General features: G+C 42.3%; 16 protein-coding genes. 10 read left to right on the plus strand and 6 right to left on the minus strand.

Annotated features, from left to right (window positions below; genetic code table 11):
* The first annotated feature begins 15 nt into the window (after nt 1-15).
* Nucleotides 16-2091, plus strand: coding sequence for a (E)-4-hydroxy-3-methylbut-2-enyl-diphosphate synthase (ispG, locus tag VIM89_RS03295; RefSeq protein ID WP_488154744.1), 2076 nt, complete (start codon nt 16-18; stop codon nt 2089-2091).
* 48 nt (nt 2092-2139) lie between these two features.
* Here ispG and VIM89_RS03300 read toward each other — a convergent pair whose 3' ends face one another.
* Nucleotides 2140-3138 carry an MBL fold metallo-hydrolase gene (locus VIM89_RS03300; protein ID WP_488154705.1) on the minus strand — a complete coding sequence of 333 codons (999 nt, stop codon included), beginning with the start codon at nt 3136-3138 and terminating at the stop codon, nt 2140-2142.
* Nucleotides 3139-3482: 344 nt separating this feature from the next.
* On the opposite strand from VIM89_RS03300, the gene hemA reads away from it, so the two are divergent.
* Nucleotides 3483-4706 (plus strand): glutamyl-tRNA reductase, encoded by a 1224-nt coding sequence (gene hemA, locus VIM89_RS03305; protein WP_488154706.1) that lies wholly within the window; start codon nt 3483-3485, stop codon nt 4704-4706.
* A gap of 128 nt (nt 4707-4834) precedes the next feature.
* On the opposite strand, the gene VIM89_RS03310 is transcribed toward hemA, so the two are convergent.
* Nucleotides 4835-5323 (minus strand): REP-associated tyrosine transposase, encoded by a 489-nt coding sequence (locus tag VIM89_RS03310; protein ID WP_488154707.1) that lies wholly within the window; start codon nt 5321-5323, stop codon nt 4835-4837.
* 192 nt (nt 5324-5515) lie between these two features.
* Between VIM89_RS03310 and hemC the strand changes: the two genes are divergently transcribed.
* The 8 genes from hemC (at nt 5516) to hemJ (ending at nt 13865) form a co-directional block, all read left to right on the plus strand.
* Nucleotides 5516-7105: a hydroxymethylbilane synthase gene (gene hemC, locus VIM89_RS03315; protein ID WP_488154708.1), complete on the plus strand. Its 1590-nt coding sequence runs from the start codon at nt 5516-5518 to the stop codon at nt 7103-7105.
* 272 nt (nt 7106-7377) lie between these two features.
* A complete protein-coding gene (gene hemB, locus VIM89_RS03320) occupies nt 7378-8349 on the plus strand; it encodes a porphobilinogen synthase (protein WP_488154709.1) in 972 nt (323 codons plus the stop codon).
* Between the two features lie 116 nt (nt 8350-8465).
* A complete protein-coding gene (gene hemL / locus VIM89_RS03325; protein WP_488154710.1) occupies nt 8466-9836 on the plus strand; it encodes a glutamate-1-semialdehyde 2,1-aminomutase in 1371 nt (456 codons plus the stop codon).
* Between the two features lie 86 nt (nt 9837-9922).
* Entirely contained in the window at nt 9923-10792 is an 870-nt protein-coding gene (locus VIM89_RS03330) for a sensor histidine kinase (protein ID WP_488154711.1), read from the plus strand.
* A 132-nt stretch (nt 10793-10924) separates the two neighbouring features.
* The gene (locus VIM89_RS03335) at nt 10925-11626 is read left to right on the plus strand and encodes a response regulator transcription factor (RefSeq protein WP_488154712.1); all 702 of its coding nucleotides are present in this window, start codon (nt 10925-10927) and stop codon (nt 11624-11626) included.
* Nucleotides 11626-12147 (plus strand): tetratricopeptide repeat protein, encoded by a 522-nt coding sequence (locus VIM89_RS03340; RefSeq protein ID WP_488154713.1) that lies wholly within the window; start codon nt 11626-11628, stop codon nt 12145-12147. The genes VIM89_RS03335 and VIM89_RS03340 overlap by 1 nt, the downstream gene beginning before the upstream one ends.
* 83 nt (nt 12148-12230) lie before the next feature.
* The gene (gene hemE, locus VIM89_RS03345; RefSeq protein ID WP_488154714.1) at nt 12231-13253 is read left to right on the plus strand and encodes a uroporphyrinogen decarboxylase; all 1023 of its coding nucleotides are present in this window, start codon (nt 12231-12233) and stop codon (nt 13251-13253) included.
* A gap of 78 nt (nt 13254-13331) precedes the next feature.
* On the plus strand, nt 13332-13865 hold the full coding sequence (gene hemJ / locus VIM89_RS03350) for a protoporphyrinogen oxidase HemJ (protein ID WP_488154745.1): 534 nt from the start codon (nt 13332-13334) through the stop codon (nt 13863-13865).
* Here the strand turns inward: hemJ and VIM89_RS03355 are convergent, their stop codons facing one another.
* The 4 genes from VIM89_RS03355 to VIM89_RS03370 are packed head-to-tail and all read right to left on the minus strand — an operon-like array spanning nt 13866 to nt 16852.
* Nucleotides 13866-14045: a type II toxin-antitoxin system VapB family antitoxin gene (locus VIM89_RS03355; protein ID WP_488154715.1), complete on the minus strand. Its 180-nt coding sequence runs from the start codon at nt 14043-14045 to the stop codon at nt 13866-13868.
* Nucleotides 14046-14062: 17 nt separating this feature from the next.
* Nucleotides 14063-14347, minus strand: coding sequence for a DUF2442 domain-containing protein (locus VIM89_RS03360; RefSeq protein ID WP_488154716.1), 285 nt, complete (start codon nt 14345-14347; stop codon nt 14063-14065).
* The gene (locus VIM89_RS03365) at nt 14344-14649 is read right to left on the minus strand and encodes a DUF4160 domain-containing protein (RefSeq protein WP_488154717.1); all 306 of its coding nucleotides are present in this window, start codon (nt 14647-14649) and stop codon (nt 14344-14346) included. Before VIM89_RS03365 ends, VIM89_RS03360 begins: the two co-directional genes overlap by 4 nt.
* A 19-nt stretch (nt 14650-14668) precedes the next feature.
* A complete protein-coding gene (locus VIM89_RS03370; protein WP_488154718.1) occupies nt 14669-16852 on the minus strand; it encodes an alpha-galactosidase in 2184 nt (727 codons plus the stop codon).
* Nucleotides 16853-16884 lie beyond the last annotated feature (32 nt).

The following is a 16884-nucleotide window of genomic DNA, read 5'->3' on the forward strand; positions in this document are numbered from 1 at the left end:
AAAAGAATGCCTTCCATGAATGCAGATGCCGCTAAAGTGCTGCCCGGACGTTACTGTAACTCAGTTACCGAATATTCCCGCTTTATAACCCGCGAGGTTGCCATTGGCGACGTGCCGTTGGGCGGAAATAATCCTATCCGTATCCAAAGTATGACCACAACAGATACGATGGATACTATCGGTACGGTTGAGCAGTCTATCCGGATGATTAATGCGGGCTGCGAATACGTGCGTATTACCGCACCAAGCATTAAGGAAGCGCAAAACCTCGCTGAAATAAAGAAGCAATTAAGACAAAGGGGATATACAACACCGTTAGTAGCCGATATACATTTTACCCCAAATGCCGCTGAGGTAGCTGCCCGGATAGTAGAAAAAGTGCGCGTGAATCCAGGCAACTATGCCGATAAAAAACGCTTTGACCAGATAGATTATACCGACGCCGAATACCAGGGCGAACTGGAGCGTATTTACCAGAAGTTTTCTCCATTGGTAAAAGTTTGTAAGGAGTATGGTACAGCTATGCGTATCGGCACCAACCATGGTTCACTGAGCGACAGGATCATGAGTCGTTATGGTGATACTCCGCAAGGCATGGTTGAGTCGGCGATGGAGTTTATGCGGATGTGCGAGATGATGAATTATTATAACCTGGTGATCTCAATGAAGTCGAGCAACCCGCAGGTAATGGTTCAGGCTTACCGCTTGCTGGTAGAAACTATGGTTGCCGAAGGAATGAATTACCCGCTGCATTTAGGCGTAACTGAAGCCGGGGATGGTGAAGATGGCCGTATTAAGTCTGCTGTGGGAATTGGAACTTTACTGGAAGATGGATTAGGTGATACAGTGCGCGTGTCACTTACTGAAGAGCCTGAAGCAGAAGCACCTGTAGCAATTGCGTTAGTCAACAGATATGTGGAAAGGGCGAAAGGCGAAAGGCAAAAGGTAAAAGGTAATGCTGATGAGAAAGACCTTTCAGCTTTCACCTTTCAGCTTTCACCTCCTTCGCACAATCCCTACGAATACCGAAAACGGCACACTTACGAAGCCAACGCTTTCATAGGTGGTCATATGGTGCCAAGGGTAGTGGTTGATCTGTCGCATGCAAATCTGAAGGATCCTTCAGTGCTGAATGACGCGGGTTATATCTATTCGCCTTTACTGGATAAATATAATATGGGCGAACAATCGGTTGATTTTGTTTACCTGGCTGATCAGTTGCCTTCATTTACTTTCCCTGGAAATCTAAAGCAACTGTATAACTTTTCTACCTGGCAAAAACTGGTCGACAAAACCGTGTGTCATCCGGTATTTACCCTACAGGAATACCTTAAAACAGATGACCGTTCATCACCCTTAAATCTTGTCAAAATAAAACCTGCCGATATTGATTCTGATGAATTTGGTTCGCTGCCTTTAGATAAATCTCTGGTATTTGTACTGGAAACAGATGCTCTGCACGGCATGGCCGATCAACGTAGTCTCTTCTTTAAGATGGAAGAATTGGGGCTGGATGTGCCAGTAATAATCAAGCGTAGCTACAGCCTCACCCCAAATCCCTCTCCAATAGAGAGGGGCTTAAAAAATAAAGTCCTCTCCTTTGGAGAGGATTTAGGAGAGGCTACTCAGAACTTACAACTCTTCGCATCCACCGACCTCGGCGCCCTCCTGGTAGACGGCTTTGGCGATGGCATCTGGATCGATGCTCCGGGGATTGAAACCAAAGTAATTACTTCAACTGCTTTTGGCATTTTGCAGGCCACGCGCTCAAGAATATCAAAAACAGAATATATCTCGTGTCCAAGCTGCGGGCGCACTTTATTCGACCTGATGGTTACTACCCAAATGATCCGCAGCAGAACAAGTCACCTTAAAGGATTGAAGATCGGCATTATGGGCTGTATCGTAAATGGTCCCGGCGAAATGGCCGATGCAGATTATGGTTATGTAGGTTCGGGAACCGATAAGGTGACACTTTATCGTGGCAAAGAAGCGGTGAAGAAGAACATTAACTCAACCAATGCTCTGGATGAACTGATTAATATTATCCGCGAGGACGGTAATTGGATAGAACCTGCTCTTGAGTCTTAAGTCGGGAGTCATAAGTCTAAAGTCCGATTTAAGTTTTTGACTTTCGACTCAAGACTTACTTCCCACCCACCATTCCGAATTAAACGGGCCATTCACCTCAGTCGGGTTACCCGGCTCAGGAATAAACAGATCGATATTCTTCGCTTTTGCATACAATAATAAATGTTCAATAGGATCGTACCATGCGTGGGTAGAGAGATTAAAAGTGCCCCAATGTATAGGCATCATCAGTTTTCCCTTTAAAGCAAGGTGAGCATCCGATGCCCTGTCGGGTCCCATATGAATATCCGGCCAATATTTGCCATAGGCACCGATCTCCAGCATAGTCAGATCGAAAGGGCCAAACTGATCGCCGATATCTTTAAAGCCAGGAAACCAACCCGAATCGGCGCCAAAAAATATATTATGCTGAGCTGTTTTTATAACGAATGATGCCCACAGAGTTTCATCCCGGCCAACTATTCCGCGGCCCGAAAAATGCCTTGCCGGGGTAGAGGTCAGAATGCAGTCGTTAGTGATCATCACACTGTCGCCCCAATCCAGTTCGGTAATAAAATTACGCAGCACACCCCAGCGCTCTAAATATTGACCGACACCCATTGAGCAGAAGAACGGGATCTGTTTATCAGAAAAGTATTTTATAGTTTCTTTATCCAGGTGATCATAGTGATCGTGCGAGATTAGTATAGCGTCCAATGGCGGCAGTTCATTCAAAGATAACGGCGGATCAAAAAAACGCTTTGGCCCCATAAATGTGAGGAACGATGCCCGCTGGCTCCATACAGGGTCAGTTAAAATTCTTTTGCCGTCAATTTCAATAAGTAAACTGGAGTGTCCTATCCAGGTGATGCGCAATCCGCTTTTTGATTCTTTCTTAAATATGGAAGTATCAGTTTTGAATGGTCCCAATTGACGCTTGGGGACGGTTTCAGCCTTATTGTTAATGTATTCTCTTAGTATGGGTATCAGTTTGCCAAATCCGGCTGAGTCAGTAGGAATTAGGTTCAGATATTTTTTACCCCTTTTACGGGCGCTTTCAAAACTCATGCACAAGTATCGTTATAATACCTGACCAACGTAATAGATAGTTCGAAAGTTTGTAATAAAATTATCTTGAATTGAAACTGTAATAATATGGTGAATGATAATTATCAAAAAGCTGAAATGAATCATCTTTTTATGTAGCACTGAGCATCAGTTTATCGTCCTTTGAATCAGGTAATTCGGCATCAGCGCAACGCTTTGTATCTGTTTGCCGTATTATTGAAAACCGCTTTTTAATCACAATTGAGTACTATTTATAACCATTCTAAATTAGTGTGTTTTACACAGTATTGACATTGAAAAGTGGTTTATCCTGTTACTTTTGTTGGGTCAAAATTGAAACTGAATTGAAGCATCTAAGAATAATTGCTTTCACGCATAAACAGATTGAACTGAAGCATTTGGGAAAGTTGGTGATCTGCCAGGAAAATCTGTCTGACAAACTTCGTCGCGTTCAATCTCAATTTGACATTCCCGAATTGTTTTATCTGGCTACCTGTAACCGCGTGGAATTCATTATGGCTTCCGACAAGCCGGTTGACAGAGACTTTGCTCAAAAATTTGTTGATGCGCTGGAAATCGGTCTTTGCGCAGAGCATATGGATGTATTTATGAACGGAGCATCCATTTATGAAGACCAGGACGCACTGAACCACCTGCTGCGTACTTCGTGCTCGCTGGAGAGCCTCGTGGTTGGCGAAAAGGAGATACTGGCGCAAACCCGAAAGGCCTATGAGCAATGTAAGGAAGCCGGGCTTACCGGCGACTATCTGCGAATGGTGATGAACACCGTCGTCAAAACCGCTAAAGAAGTTTACACCCACACCAACATCTCCCGCAATCCCATCTCCGTCGTTTCCCTCGCTTACCGTAAATTAAAAGAGCTTAAATTGCATGCTAATGCCCGTGTTTTGATCATCGGGGCAGGCGAGACCAATCAGTGCATTTCTAAATACCTGCAAAAACATAAGTTTACCAATTTTGCAGTATTTAACCGCACGCTGTCCAAAGCGCAGCAGCTGGCTAATGACCTGGGCGGCGAGGCTTATAAACTCGATGCATTAAAAATTTATGATAAAGGTTTTGATGCCATCATTACCTGCACTTCCGCCGTACAGCCGATCATTACAGCGGAGCTTTATAAGTCGTTATTGAACGGCGACACCGATAAGAAAACAATCATCGACCTTGCAGTTCCAAACGATACTGCGCCTGAGGTTTTAACCCAATTCCCGGTTAATTTTATCGAGGTACATTCATTAAACGAAGTTGCTAAAAACAACCTGCAGGAACGTTACCAGGAACTGGTTCATGCCGAAAAGATCATCGATCAAAACATAGCCGAATTTGTTCCGCTGATGAAACAGCGCCGTATTGAAGTAGCGATGAGCAAGGTTCCCGAAAAGATCAAAGAGATCCGCCACAATGCACTGAATACCGTTTTCGCAGATGAAGTTCAAAACATGGACGAACACTCACGCGAGGTGTTGGAAAAAGTAATTGCCTACATGGAGAAGAAGTACATCAGCGTACCAATGATCATGGCGAAGGAGATACTTATCAATAGCTAATGTTTGCTGCCGCGAGTTTAGCGCAGCGTAACTCGTGGTACCGCATGACTTAAGCTTCCAGCTTAAGAATTCAAACCATTAATGTAATATCAATCAATCCCTTACATCCCGCATAATCTCTCGCACTGCTATAAATAATGTTCCGGCTCTTCTACCCACCCCGCCACTACCGGATTGTTATGTAAATAATCAAGTTTTTGATCAATCACATCATTGCTCCACAATTCAATCGGATGGTTACCCTGCTGCCAAAATTGATATTGTTCATTATTGGGATTGATTTTGCCTTCCCGTTCAAAAAGCCAAAGCATCCATTCACGCCTGCTTTCCTGCATATTTTCACTGATCGCTTTAGTTAACTTTTTAGAGGTATGTCTTTTAATATCTCTCAAAATGTTTTGCATAGGCTTATCTTTAGTTCCCATTATCAGATGGACATGGTTACTCATAATTACCCACGCGTATAATTCAAGCCCTTTGTTCTCGATGCAATATTTTAAACTGTCAACAATAATGTCTTTATATTCTCTCCTGGTTAATGCGTCTATCCATCTTATTATTGAAAAGGTTACAAAGTAAGGGTGTTCCTGATTGTGGAATTTATAATTGCGGCTCATGTGTAATGTTAGGTTTTGTGTTAAAGCTGAAAGCTTTAACCATGCTTTGCCACGAGTTACGCTGCGCTAAACTCGCGGCAGCGACAATATAAATATAATTACCAATCCGTCAGTAAATTTTCATATCCTTCCACACCACGTGAAAAATTCAATTTAATTCGTGAAATTCGCGCAATAAATTATTGCGATCACTTGGACAGAAAATTGATTATTGGCACACTGGTTATTGGTACGCGCGGCAGCGAATTGGCGCTTTGGCAGGCTAATTTTATAAAAGACAGGCTGGCAGAGCATAACGTAGCTGCTGAACTAAAGATCATTAAAACCCAGGGCGATCGTATCCTGAATTTGAGCTTTGATAAGCTGGAAGGTAAAGGCTTTTTTACCAAAGAGCTTGAAGAAGAATTATTGGCAGGTACTATTGATTTGGCCGTGCACTCGCACAAGGACCTGCCTACCGAAAACCCTCCGGGACTCATCATCGCAGCAGTTTCAGAACGGGAAGACCCCTCTGAACTGTTGCTGATCTTGAAAGACTGTGTGGACGTTCATCAAAAAATGTCATTGAAATACGGCGCCATTGTAGGTACTTCCTCTAATCGCCGTAAGGCACAATTGTTGGCTTATCGTCCTGATCTTGAAATCGAAGACCTGCGCGGCAACGTACCTACCCGTATCGGCAAATTGCGCGATGAGAAATACGATGCCATTATGGTCGCCAAAGCAGGCGTAAAAAGGCTGAATATTGATTTGAGCGAATTTCATGTGGAGGAATTAACCCCGGTTGAACTGATACCTGCACCGGCCCAGGGTGTACTGGCAATTCAGATCAGGGAGAACGATACTGATTTATATAATGCGCTTCAGGTATTGAATCACCCTGATGTAGCTGAAGAGCTGGCTGTTGAACGCACTGTTTTGAAATTATTTGGTGGCGGCTGTCATTTGCCTTTGGGCTGTTATTGCCGCAAGGATGAAGGCGCTTTCCAGGTGTTTACATCCAAAGCCGATGAAGGCGATGAATTTCCCGATCGTTTATTTATTGAGTCAAACACAACTGAGGGACTTGCTGAGAAGGTAGTTGCCAAATTCGACAAAAAGCGCAAACACCCGCTAAGCGTTTTTATATCGCGAGAGCTTTCGGAACACAGCTATTTCCGGAAAGCACTTTCAAAACATGGCATAGCAATAGAAGACCGTTCATTGATCCGTACAGTGCCGGTGATCACCAAACTGGCGCCACATGTATTGAAAGATGCCGATTGGATATTTTTCAGCAGCAAAAATGCTATTGAATATTTCTTTGAGTTAAAACCACAATTGCCAAAAGAGGTAAAATTTGGGGTAGTGGGAGCAGGCTCAGAGGAAACACTGCGCTTAAAAGGGTATTTCACCAGCTACGTAGGCGGCGGTATCGATACAGCCGAAGTAGCTCATGAATTTGCCAAACTGGCTAATGGCAAAAAGGTTATTTTCCCTGGCGCTGAAGGGTCGCTGAAAAGTATACAGAACGGCATGTCGGACGATACGATCAAGATCGATCTGCCGGTTTATGAAACCGTGCTTGAAGAAGATATAGAAGGCACCGGAGCGGATGTGCTGGTATTCACCAGCCCGTCGAATGTGGATGCCTATTTTGTAAATAATCTGCTGGAACCCGGTCAGAAAGTAATTGCCATAGGTAAGTCTACCGGCAAAAAATTTGATGAGATGGGGACAAAGTATGTGCTTCCTTTCTCTCCCGACGAGGTTGGGTTGGCAGAAGCGGTATTTGGCTTATAATCATCGTTATAATACTTGTATCTGGTTTTGCAAAAGATCATTTTTAAGACATAAAATATCTTTCGGGCCGCAATTCACCTGATAATTGTTTGGGTTTCTATAAATTTGAGCCCTTGACTTACAAGAAATAAGTGAGCCCAATCCTAAACGCTAAATTCCAATTTCTAAAACCTAAATTCTAAATCCTAAAGAGAAAAAGGATAGAGTTTAGAAATTAGAGTTCAGAATTTAAAAAATTAGAGTTTAGAATTTAGGAGTTAGAATTTCAAAATATGTTACAACGACCAAGAAGAAACAGGAAAAGCGAAGTGATTCGCCGCATGGTACAGGAAACCCATGTGAGCGCCGATAATTTGATATTCCCTTTGTTTATTGTTGAAGGTAATAATCAGAAAAGTGAAGTAGCGTCTATGCCGGGCATTTATCGCAATTCCATCGATAACCTGCTTCGCGAAATTGAAAGCTGCCTGAAACTCGGCTTGAAATCATTCGACCTGTTCCCCAATATAGAAGAGTCGTTAAAAGATAAATTCGCTACCGAAAGCTACCGCGACGGCAGTTTGTATCTACGTGCCATCAGCGAAGTAAAAAAGAATTTCCCTGAAGCTTGTGTGATCACCGATGTAGCGATGGATCCGTACAGCAGCGATGGTCACGATGGCATTGTGGAGAATGGCGAGATCCTGAATGACGAAACTTTAGAAATACTAGGCAGAATGTCCTTAGCACATGCTGAGGCTGGTGCTGATATTATTGCCCCATCAGATATGATGGATGGTCGTGTAGGCTATATCCGCAATGTGCTGGACGATAATGGATTTACCAACGTATCGATCATGTCGTACACGGCTAAATATGCCAGTGCATTTTATGGCCCTTTCCGTGATGCATTAAATTCCGCCCCAAAATTTGGAGATAAAAAATCTTACCAGATGAACCCGGCCAATCAGCGTGAAGCATTGATCGAAGCTGACCTGGATGAAGCCGAAGGCACCGACTTCCTGATGGTAAAGCCTGCATTGGCCTACCTCGATGTAATCAAACTATTAAAAGACAATACCGAACTGCCAATTGCAGCATACAACGTAAGCGGCGAGTACGCCATGATAAAAGCAGCCATACAAAAAGGTTGGTTGAACGAGCAGCGTGCCATTACTGAAGTGCTCACCAGCATCCGCAGGGCAGGCGCAACAGCTATTCTGACATACCATGCGAAAGAGGTGCTGGAGAATAAATGGCTTTAAGCAAAAATTCTAAAACCTAAATTCTAAATCCTAAAAAGAAAAAGGATAGAGTTTAGAAATTAGAGTTTAGGATTTTAAAAAATTAGAATTTAGAGTTTAGAAATTAGAATTTAAGAATGCTCGATTCACTAAAAAAGATATTTTCAGGAGAGGGTGATGAACCGGTTAACACCACTGGCAAACCGGATATCAGCAGGGAAAGATCTGCTGAGTTGTATGAGAAGGCCAAGACTTATTTTCCCGGGGGAGTAAACTCGCCGGTAAGGGCTTTCAGGTCGGTATACGGAACGCCGTTGTTTATTGAAAAAGGCGATGGTTGCCACGTTTGGGATGCCGACGGTAACCAGTTTATCGACTTCTGCTGCTCATGGGGACCGCTGATCCTGGGACATAACAATGCTAAGGTTCGTGAAAAGGTGACCGAGGTAATGCAAAAAGGTATGTCATTCGGTGCACCGACAGCTTTGGAAAATGAATTGGCGGAACTGATCCTGAAGCATAATAAATTCATCAAAAAACTGCGTTTTGTAAGTTCGGGTACCGAGGCAGTAATGTCGGCCATCAGGCTGGCTCGCGGCTATACCAAACGAGATAAAATATTAAAGTTTGAAGGCTGCTATCACGGCCATTCCGATTCGCTGCTGGTAAAGGCAGGTTCGGGATTGGTTACTTTTGGCGAAACCTCATCTGCAGGTGTGCCAAAATCATTTGCTGATGAGACTATCGTAGTGGCACTGAATGACAGAGAAGCTTTGCAAAAAGCTTTTGAGGAGTTTAAAGACCAGATTGCAGCCATCATCATCGAACCTATTCCCGCTAATAATGGCTTACTTTTACAGGATAAAGAGTTTCTTCAATATCTGCGCGAAATTTGTACACAAAACGGAACTTTGCTGATATTTGATGAAGTAATTTCCGGTTTCAGGGTTGGGTTTGAGGGCGCAGCAGGGCATTACGGCATACAACCGGATATCATCACCTATGGCAAGATCATTGGAGGCGGCTTGCCGGTAGGCGCTTACGCTTCATCGGCCGAAATTATGGATCATATTTCACCGGTAGGCTCTGTATACCAGGCAGGTACGTTATCGGGTAACCCGGTTGCAATGGCTGCGGGCATTGCACAGTTGAGCGAGTTGCTGAGAATGGGTTTCTATCGTGACCTGAACAATAAAACGGAAGAGTTTACCGAGTCGATACAGCGCTTTGCTACGGCCCGGAATTATAAGTTCAAAGTGTTTACCATCGGGTCGATATTCTGGTTTGCTTTTACTGACCAGGAGAAGATCAGCAGGGCGGATGAGATCGATGCAGCGAGCATGGAGAAATTCAAAAAAATGCACCGCGAATTGCTGAACAGGGGTGTTTACTTAGGCCCGTCGGGATATGAAGTAGGGTTTATTTCGTCAGCACATAATAAAACTGATTTAGAGAAAGCAAAACGCGCTATATTTGATAGTTTAGATATCGTTTTCAGAGACAAATAATAAGTTGGCAGTTTGCTGTGGGCAGTTTGCATTAATTTGCAGACTATATTGCCAACTGCAAACTGGGAACTGCAAACTAAAAAAGAATGAAACGACCATTTGTGATCTTTTATGCCATCATTATTTATGCGGTAGCGGAGCTGATTTGGTGGGGATATATGCTGGTAAAGCTTCAGCCGCAGCGCACGGGTATGATACTGGGCGAAGGTAGTATGTTCGTTATCGTGTTTACTGCCGGAGCTATCAGTCTGCATAAATCGATCAAAAAAGAACGCCGTTTGCAGGAGCAGAAAAAAAACTTCCTGATGTCGGTAACTCACGAGTTAAAGTCGCCACTGGCGTCGATCAAATTATTGCTTCAAACTATTCAAAAACGCGACCTGACCAAACAACAGGTACATGATTTTATCAATAAATCCTTGCTGGATATCGAGCGCCTGGACGATATGGTAGAGAATATGCTGCTGGCGTCGAAGATCGATAACCGGTCATATACTTTCCCCAAAGCGCAGTTTAATTTGTCGGCTTTGGTTGACAGCATAGTTAACCGTTTGCAATTGAACAAATGCGACCTGACCCAACAACTGATCAATGCTGAAATTGAGCCGAAGATCGAGATCACAGGGGATAAATTCGCTTTGACATCCGTTGTGACCAACCTGATCGAGAATGCCATCAAATATTCAGGGCCATGCGAGGTGGTGGATGTTAAACTGTATTCAAAGGATAGCAAAATATTTCTTGAAGTGGCCGATCATGGTATCGGTATAGCAGATGCTGAAAAACACCGCATTTTTGATAGATTTTACCGGGTAGGAAGTGAGGAGACACGTAATACTAAGGGCACAGGTTTAGGTTTGTACATTGTGAAAGAGGTATTGAACCGGCATGAAGCCAGCATCAGCGTAAAGGATAACGACCCTACCGGAAGTGTTTTTGAAGTTGTTTTTGCATAAGGATGACACGAATTGCACCAATTTGGACGAATTTCGCGAATCGGTTATCATAAGATGCTGAATAACTATTTTAATAAATTCGTGAAATTCAACCTAATTCGTGAATATTAGTGTTAATAAATCATTAATCACATGCATAAAAAAAGAATATTACTGGCAGAAGACGAAGAACATCTGTTAGAAGCTATAAAATTAAACCTCGAACTGGAAGGTTATAAAGTAACAACCGCTAATAATGGCAAAAAAGCGTTGCAGAAATTTAAAGAAGAGCGCTTTAACCTGGTAATACTGGACGTAATGATGCCCGAAGTAGACGGCTTTGTAGTGGCAGAAACTATCCGCCTGGAAAACTCTGAAGTGCCTATTATGTTCCTGACGGCTAAAAACACCAACGAGGATAAAATATCAGGTCTGAAAAAAGGCGCTGATGATTACCTGACCAAACCTTTTAACCTTGAAGAGCTGATCCTGCGCGTAAACAACCTGGTGAAAAGAGGCCTGAAAGGCGAAGAACTAAAAGAGTTCAACAGCTACAAGATCGGTGATAAAACCATTCACTTTAACTCATTTGAGTTGGTGAATGAAGATGGCTCTATTACTCCGCTAACCAAAAAGGAAACCATGCTGCTGAAGCTGCTGATCGAGCGCAGAAATGATGCCGTATCACGCGAGCAGATTCTGGAAACCGTTTGGAACTACGACGTTTATCCGTCAACCCGCACCATCGACAACTTCATTCTGACCTTCCGTAAATATTTTGAACCTGATCCAAAAAACCCGGTATATTTTCATTCAATTCGTGGAGTGGGTTATAAATTTACAGATCAGCATTAATGTTCAGCAATAAGGCCCGGATTTTTGTATTAAGCGTATTTTTTATCATGCTGGTGCTTTTTGCTTACCAGCGCGTATATCAGCTAACGGCTTTTTGTGCCCTGATGATCGTGATGATTATTGTTGAATACTTTAAGCAAGGAACCCTCGTTTTGGCTGCCAAATTTTTTCATCAGAAAGATTTCGATAAAACAGAAGGATTACTGAAACAGATAAGAAAACCCGAATGGCTCAGCAGAAAGCGCAGGGGCTATTATGAATACATGATGGGTGGCATATCCCTTCAAAAAAATGATTTCGATGCCGCAGAACGTCATTATGAGCTGGCAGCACAATACCCGCTGCAGAGGCTGAATGACCATATTGCAGCATTGGTACACGTTGCCAATATCAGTATCCGGCAGGGAAAATATGATAAAGCCGAAGCCTATCTGCAACTGGCCTTAAAGGATAAGGAGAAGGTCACGGCAAGAATGATGTCGGTAATTGAACGGTTGAGGCAGGAAATAAAAAAACACTGAATTAAGAACCAAGGGTCAAGATTCAAGAACCAGGAGAGCCAAATCTTGGTTCTTGAATCCTGGCTCTTGACTCTATAAGAAACATGAGAGATTCACTATTTATTAAAGCAGCATTTTCAGAGAAGACAGAGCGACCGCCGGTATGGATGATGCGCCAGGCCGGGCGTTTTATGAAGGAATATTGGGATATCAAGAATAAATACTCATTTCTTGAAATGTGCAAGACCCCTGAAATTGCTGCTGACGTGACCATGCTTCCTGTTGACCTGCTGGAAATTGATGCGGCAATATTATTTTCAGATATATTAGTTACTGCCGAGGCTATAGGCGGTGACCTGAGTTTTGCCAATGGAATAGGACCGAAGTTTTCAAATCCTGTTCGCAATCAGGCAGGGGTGGATGCTTTGCAAACTGACGTTATCGGTAAATTGCAATATGTAGCCGATGCGATCAAAGTAATTCAGCAGCGTTTAAATGGCCGTATACCATTAATCGGTTTTGCAGGCGCTCCGTTTACCGTAATGAGTTATTTGGTGGAAGGTGGGTCATCAAAAGATTTTAAGCTGACCAAACTGCTGATCCATAATGAACCGGAGCTGGCACACCAGTTACTATCCAAAATCGCCAAAGTAACTGTTGATTATTTGAACCTGCAAATTGCAGCAGGAGTAAATGCCGTGCAAATATTTGACAGCTGGGCACAGGCGTTGGCATGGGATGATTATAAAGAATTTTCGCATAAGTACATTACCCAGATCATTGCAGGTTTAAACAGAAAAGATATTCCGGTAATTTCTTTTTGTAAAGGCAGCTCAGTTTTTGCGCCATTAATGGCTGAGGCTAAACCGGATGTGATCTCCATCGACTGGAACGTTGATCTGCTGGATATGAAGCAACGATTGCCGAAAAGCATTGCCGTACAAGGTAATCTTGATCCGCATATTTTATATGCCGATAAAAAGGTGATAAAAGAAAGAATACACCGCTTATTCGACCGAATGAAAGATGAAAGCGGCTATATATTTAACCTGGGACATGGTATTATGCCGGATATCCCGTTTGATAATGTAAAATATGCTGTTGACGTTATAAAAGAATATAAATAACACGAATGGCACGAATTGAGGCGAATTTACTAAGACGCCCATTCGTGTAATTCGATATAATTAGTGAAATTCGTGGATATTTATCATTATGTGCTTGCCATACACATCATCTTTGTAGTCTGCTGGTTTGCAGGGCTGTTTTATATTGTACGCTTGTTTATTTACCACACCGAAGCACAGGACAAACCCGATCCTGAAAAGAAAATACTATCCGACCAATTTGTGATTATGGAGCGGCGGTTATGGAATGTGATCACGGTTCCATCCATGATACTAACCCTTGCGGCAGGTATTACCATGCTATGTTTAGTCCCCGGATGGCTGCAGCAACCCTGGCTGCATATCAAGCTGACGTTTGTAGTCCTACTACTGGTTTACCACTTTATGTGCCAAAATAAGATCAAACAAATGCGTAATGGTTTATTCATCTGGTCATCCACACGCCTGCGTATCTGGAATGAGATTGCAACGATATTTCTATTTGCCATTGTTTTCCTGGCGGTAGTAAAGGATGGCTTAAGCTGGATCTACGGCACTGTTAGCATCATCGTTTTCTCGATGATCATCATGTCGGCAGTGAAAATTTATAAGTATTTCAGGACAAAAAAGTGATTATTTAAAAGCCTCATCGTCTAATTGTATTTTCCCCAATAAATCTTTCAGCTTTTTCTGAGTCTCGATAGTAACGAAAAATTGCAAAGCCTTTTCTATTAATGCACTTTCATCTTTAATCCTGCTAAGCTTTTTTGCCTTGATTATCAAATCGTCGTTTATCTCAATCGCAATTTTCATGGAATATTCTATAGTTATTACCTGACAACACCTTCGTGCAAATTGTGTACGGGAAATATCAAGTCAAAATCATTCCAGTTTAAATTACCATCAACTATTTTGAATTGTTTAAAAAGAAATTCATCCCGATATTTTATAATCGAGGGATGAAGTGATTTAAATAAGAATGGTTTAAAGTCGACCAATTTTTCTGTACCATTATTGAAAGAAATCCTGACCGCATAATCACCAATATAGTTAGCTGATATAATCTCTATTACATCGTCTGATTGTGTTTCTATATAATCATGAATAATTTTCATTTTAATCTTTTAGTAATTCTTTCGAATTCTATGTCTTTATGATAAACAAAATAATCAATCCACTTTTGAACTATTTTGTCAGCATAAACCTCTAAAAATTTTTCAAAGTCCTTAAGCTGCGTCCCTTTTAGCGGCTTTCTATCTTTTACTAATTTAATTCTTATTTCCGAAATTTTTCCGTCGATTATGTAAAATTCTGCTTTACTTTCCATTGCATCATAAGATGCATGAACATGAATTGGCTCGTGTTCATTAGAATAAAAGAAGATAATTATTCCAAGGTACTCGAATATTTTTGGCATAATTAAAAATAGTAAATTCTTATTTCACTTCATTCACTCCCAATAAAACGCTTGTCCGTCCTTCCCGCACATCAGGATTAATCCCCACCGTCATTAAATATTTACCACTATAAGTTGCGCCTACTATAGTTGATTTAGTACCCGGAAATAAATTTACCTCACTCACGGTGTACTTTTTATCCGGGTCAAGTCCTTTTAAACGAATAGGCAAATGTGAGCCTGCATCATACCGGTTATTCACCAGGTAGTTGAACATAATGGCACCTCCGTTTGATTGATCGACATACATTACAGAAGTCACATCATTATCCCACGGACTTTGTAAACGATACTGATCGCCATGCCAAATGGCTTCTGAATATTGCTTGTAAGTTTTTACCGCACCCTGGCAAAATGCTAACTCTTCAGGTTTCAATTTGCCTATCACAATATCAAAGCCCAGTTTGCCCATCATTGCCACATCCGTGCGGAATTTGAGTGGCTCTTTGCCCCAATCCGTCACATGATTTGAACTTGCTAAGGCAGGGTAGAAGTAGGAATATTCCCACTGTATAAATATGCGCTCGATAGGCTCCGTGTTATCACTTGGCCAGTATTCGGTAAAATATTTCAGCGCGCCGTAATCGACCTGGCCGCCGCCACCTGAGCATAGCATCATCGGTACTTTTTGATATTTAGCCCGCAGACGGTCCAGTACATTATATAAACCTCTTACATAATCAGTGTAAAAATTGCCCTGGTTCTTTTCATAAGTGGAATAAGCGTTATATATGATCGAATTGCAATCCCATTTAATATAGGCCAGATCCGGGTTTTTGGTAAACAAATTATCTACGATATCGAATACATATTCCTGAACCTTTGGATTGCTCAAATCGAGAACCAATTGATTACGCATGTAATACTCCGGCCGTTGGGGCTGTTTTACTATCCAGTCAGGATGGTTTTCGTATAGTTCACTCTTGGGGTTAACCATTTCAGGTTCGACCCATATGCCGAATTTTACGCCATCTTCTTTAGCCGTTTTGGTTAAGAAGCTTATTCCATCGGGTAATTTAGCTTTGTTTTCCTCCCAGTCACCCAAGCCGGCATGATCATCATTACGTGGATATTTATTACCAAACCAACCGTCGTCCAATAAGAACAGATCGACACCCAGGGTTTTGGTATCCTTCAAGATACCGGCAAGCTTTTGCTCATTAAAATTAAAATAAGTCGATTCCCAGTTGTTCAGCAAGGTTAACCTTGCGCCTTCGCCGTCCACAATTTTGTATTTGCGCGCCCAACTTTGCAGGTTACGGCTGGCTTCACCTTCGCCTTTATTGGATAATGTGTAAACAAATTTTGGCGTTATAAATTCGACGCCGGGTTTTAGCGTATAATCAGCAGCATAGTTGTTAATCCCTGCGATCAGCCTTAAATTATTTGCCGGGTCCACTTCCAGGTCGATGCGGTAGTTGCCGCTCCATTCTACGTTACCATATAATACCTCACCTTCATCTTCAGATGCGGGTTTGTTAAGCGAGACCATAAAAACAGGAGGCTGAAACAGGTCTGCACGTGAGCCTAGCTTAGAATCCAGTGTTTTGATACCATGCATCAATTGCTCTTCTTCCGGGCGCATTTCCTTGGCCCAATCACCATGATAATTCCTGAGCCAGTAGCTGCCTGCCTGCAGGTACAGGTTGGCTGAGGCATATTTGTTCAGCACCACATCCTTTTTCTCATGATGTTTGATCACGCTCCATTGCTCGGTTACGTTTTCATTAAAGTAGGTCTGGTAGTTTAAAGTGACCTCAAAATCGTAAACCGGATCTTTCAAATGGATGGTCAACAGAGAGACATCATCGTTGATCTTCGTTACTTTATGATCAACATATTGCAGATCAAGCGACTTATTGCCATCGGCATGAGTTACCGCTATGGCAGGCTCAAGCAGATTGCGCGACCCTGCCGGAGTATAAGCTGAATTATATTCATCTGTTTTCTCATCCAGGTTATAAGTTTTGGCAATGGTGTTATATTCATTTTTATCGGCCAACCTTCCGCCAAAATAAACCATATCCAGGTGCTTGTCATTGCTGACTTGCAGTACGAGCGCATGGTCTTTTGTTTCAATGGGGATGGTCTGTGATTTTGCTTTTAGAGAGAATACAGCAACTGTCAAACATACAATTGCAAGTTTGGATACAAAAAGTCTCATTATGATGGTTTATAATTGGGGTAAATCTAATA

The sequence above is a fragment of the Mucilaginibacter sp. genome, from assembly GCF_036568825.1.
GTDB lineage: Bacteria > Bacteroidota > Bacteroidia > Sphingobacteriales > Sphingobacteriaceae > Mucilaginibacter.

Coding starts and splice junctions, on each gene's coding strand:
- ispG (WP_488154744.1), top strand. CDS start 16: ATGAATGCAGATGCCGCTAAAGTGCTGCCCGGACGTTACTGTAACTCA.
- VIM89_RS03300 (WP_488154705.1), bottom strand. CDS start 3,138: ATGAGTTTTGAAAGCGCCCGTAAAAGGGGTAAAAAATATCTGAACCTA.
- VIM89_RS03310 (WP_488154707.1), bottom strand. CDS start 5,323: ATGAGCCGCAATTATAAATTCCACAATCAGGAACACCCTTACTTTGTA.
- hemB (WP_488154709.1), top strand. CDS start 7,378: ATGTTACAACGACCAAGAAGAAACAGGAAAAGCGAAGTGATTCGCCGC.
- hemL (WP_488154710.1), top strand. CDS start 8,466: ATGCTCGATTCACTAAAAAAGATATTTTCAGGAGAGGGTGATGAACCG.
- VIM89_RS03330 (WP_488154711.1), top strand. CDS start 9,923: ATGAAACGACCATTTGTGATCTTTTATGCCATCATTATTTATGCGGTA.
- VIM89_RS03335 (WP_488154712.1), top strand. CDS start 10,925: ATGCATAAAAAAAGAATATTACTGGCAGAAGACGAAGAACATCTGTTA.
- VIM89_RS03340 (WP_488154713.1), top strand. CDS start 11,626: ATGTTCAGCAATAAGGCCCGGATTTTTGTATTAAGCGTATTTTTTATC.
- hemE (WP_488154714.1), top strand. CDS start 12,231: ATGAGAGATTCACTATTTATTAAAGCAGCATTTTCAGAGAAGACAGAG.
- VIM89_RS03355 (WP_488154715.1), bottom strand. CDS start 14,045: ATGAAAATTGCGATTGAGATAAACGACGATTTGATAATCAAGGCAAAA.
- VIM89_RS03360 (WP_488154716.1), bottom strand. CDS start 14,347: ATGAAAATTATTCATGATTATATAGAAACACAATCAGACGATGTAATA.
- VIM89_RS03365 (WP_488154717.1), bottom strand. CDS start 14,649: ATGCCAAAAATATTCGAGTACCTTGGAATAATTATCTTCTTTTATTCT.
- VIM89_RS03370 (WP_488154718.1), bottom strand. CDS start 16,852: ATGAGACTTTTTGTATCCAAACTTGCAATTGTATGTTTGACAGTTGCT.